Raw genomic sequence first — 2,317 nt, 5'->3', positions numbered from 1 at the left:
TGAGTGAACGCGGACCCCTCCCCCGGTGAAGCGGAGCCGAGCTGTGATGGAGGATTACGGCCGCGCAGGTTTGGGGGCGATGTCAGTGGCGCAGGGCAGTATCTGTGGTGGGAGGTGAGACGCGGTGAACAAGCTCGCGTACGACTGCGATGTACTGGTGATCGGCGGCGGGATCGTCGGCCTCGCGACAGCGCATGCCCTCACGCGCTCCGCCCCCGGCACGAGCGTCACGGTCCTGGAGAAGGAGCGCGGCCCCGCCCGCCACCAGACCGGCCGCAACAGCGGCGTCATCCACAGCGGCATCTACTACCGCCCCGGCTCGCTCAAGGCGAGATACGCGGTCCGCGGCGCCGCCGAAATGATCAAGTTCTGCGCGGAGCACGGAATTCCGCACGACGTCACCGGCAAGCTGATCGTCGCCACCGAGCGCGATGAGCTGCCCCGCCTGCACGCCCTCGTCCAGCGCGGCAGGGAGAACGGCATCCCGGTGCGCGAGCTGGGCCCCGCCCAGATCACGGAGTACGAGCCGGAGGTCCGCGGCCTCGCCGCCATCCACGTCGGCACCACCGGCGTCTGTGACTACGGCGCGGTGGCGGAGCACCTCGCGGAGATCTCGGGCGCCGAGATCCGCTATGGGGCGGGGGGCGAGGTGGTGCGCGTCGACCGGCGCCCCGGCCTCGGCGTCGCCGTCCGCACGGCCGACGGCACCGTGGTGCGCGGCAAGGTCCTGGTGAACTGCGCGGGGCTGCACTGCGACGAGGTCGCGCGGCTCGCGGGCGACGACCCGGCGATGCGGATCGTCCCGTTCCGCGGGGAGTACTTCGAGCTGGCCCGGCCCGGTCTGGTGCGCGGCCTGGTCTATCCCGTGCCCGACCCGGCCTTCCCGTTCCTCGGCGTCCACCTCACCCGGGGCATCGACGGCGGCGTCCACGTCGGCCCGAACGCGGTGCCCGCGCTCGCCCGCGAGGGCTATGACTGGTCGGTCGTGCGCCCCAGGGAGCTCGCGGGCACCCTCGGCTGGCCCGGCTCCTGGCGGATAGCCCGCCGCCACTGGCGGTACGGAGCGGGTGAGCTGCGCCGCTCCGCCTCCAAGGCGGCCTTCACCGCGGCGGTCCGCAGGCTGCTGCCCGCCGTCAGGACCGAGGACCTGGTGCCCGCCCCCGCCGGGGTCCGCGCCCAGGCGGTCCTGCGGGACGGCACGCTGGTCGACGACTTCCTCATCCGCGAGGCCGCCCGCACGGTCCACGTCCTGAACGCCCCGTCCCCCGCCGCCACGGCGTCCCTGCCGATCGGCCGCGAGGTCGCCCGCAGGGCGCTGGCCGCGCTGCGGGACGGCCACGGATGACGCGGGGCGTCTGAGCCCGCCGGGACGAGCCCGTCCAAAGAGCCCGCCAGAAGAGCCCGCCGGAAGCGGCGCGCGGATCAGGCGTCCGAGGCGGTGGCCCCGGCCCTGGCAGTCCTGCGGAACAGCAGGTCGTGCACCACGTGCCCCTTCTGCAGGCCCTGGCCCTCGAAGCGGGTACGCGGGCGGAAGTCGGGCCGGGGGGCGTAGCCGCCGTCGGCCTGGGTGTTCTCGAAGTCGGGGTGCGCGGTGAGCACCTCAAGCATCTGCTCCGCGTACGGCTCCCAGTCCGTCGCGCAGTGCAGGATCGCGCCGGGCTTGAGCGAGGGCGCGGCCAGTGTCAGGAAGTCCGGCTGGATCAGGCGGCGCTTGTGGTGGCGGGGCTTGGGCCAGGGGTCGGGGAAGTAGACGCGGAGCCCGTCGAGGGACTCCGGCGGCAGCATCTCGCGGAGCAGGATGATCGCGTCGCCGTTGGCCACCCGGACGTTGGTCAGGCCGTTGCGCTCGGCGAGGCCGAGGAGGTTGCCCTGGCCGGGGGTGTGCACGTCGACCGCGAGGATGCCGGTGTCCGGGTCGGCGGCGGCCATCTGGGCGGTCGCCTCGCCCATGCCGAAGCCGATCTCCAGGACGACGGGCAGCTCGGACGGCTTCTCCCCGTCGCCGAACAGCTCACCGAGGTCCAGCGTGCGCAGCCCGTCGATGTCGAGCCCCCAGACCGGCCAGAGCCGCCGCAGGGCGTCCCCCTGGCTGGTGGTCACCCGGCTCCGCCGCGGCTGAAAACTGCGGATGCGCCGCTCGTGGTGCGAGCCCGCCGGGTCGGGCGAGGGACCACCGGGAAACCGGGGCGCGGCCTGGGCCCGGCCGCCCCGCGCCCCCGGAGCCCCGGATGCCGTGGCCCCGACACCGTCATCGGTGCGGCGCGGGTCGACGGCCCCAGCGGCTTCGCCGGGACCGGAGACTCCGCCCGCGTCGCAC

Annotated in this window: 2 protein-coding genes; one reads left to right on the top strand and one right to left on the bottom strand. The window is 74.4% G+C overall.

Annotated elements, in window-relative coordinates; genetic code table 11:
• Window positions 1-124 precede the first annotated feature (124 nt).
• Window positions 125-1,345, top strand: coding sequence for an L-2-hydroxyglutarate oxidase (lhgO, locus tag AB8Z36_RS38720; RefSeq protein ID WP_369218051.1), 1,221 nt, complete (start codon window positions 125-127; stop codon window positions 1,343-1,345).
• A 77-nt stretch (window positions 1,346-1,422) separates the two neighbouring features.
• On the opposite strand, the gene trmB is transcribed toward lhgO, so the two are convergent.
• Window positions 1,423-2,317, bottom strand: an 895-nt coding sequence (trmB, locus tag AB8Z36_RS38715) for a tRNA (guanosine(46)-N7)-methyltransferase TrmB (protein ID WP_369218050.1), incomplete at its 5' end; no start/stop codon positions are given.

This window comes from Streptomyces flavofungini (assembly GCF_041028215.1).
GTDB classification, from domain to species: domain Bacteria; phylum Actinomycetota; class Actinomycetes; order Streptomycetales; family Streptomycetaceae; genus Streptomyces; species Streptomyces flavofungini_B.
This window is presented reverse-complemented; position numbering and strand designations above follow the sequence as displayed.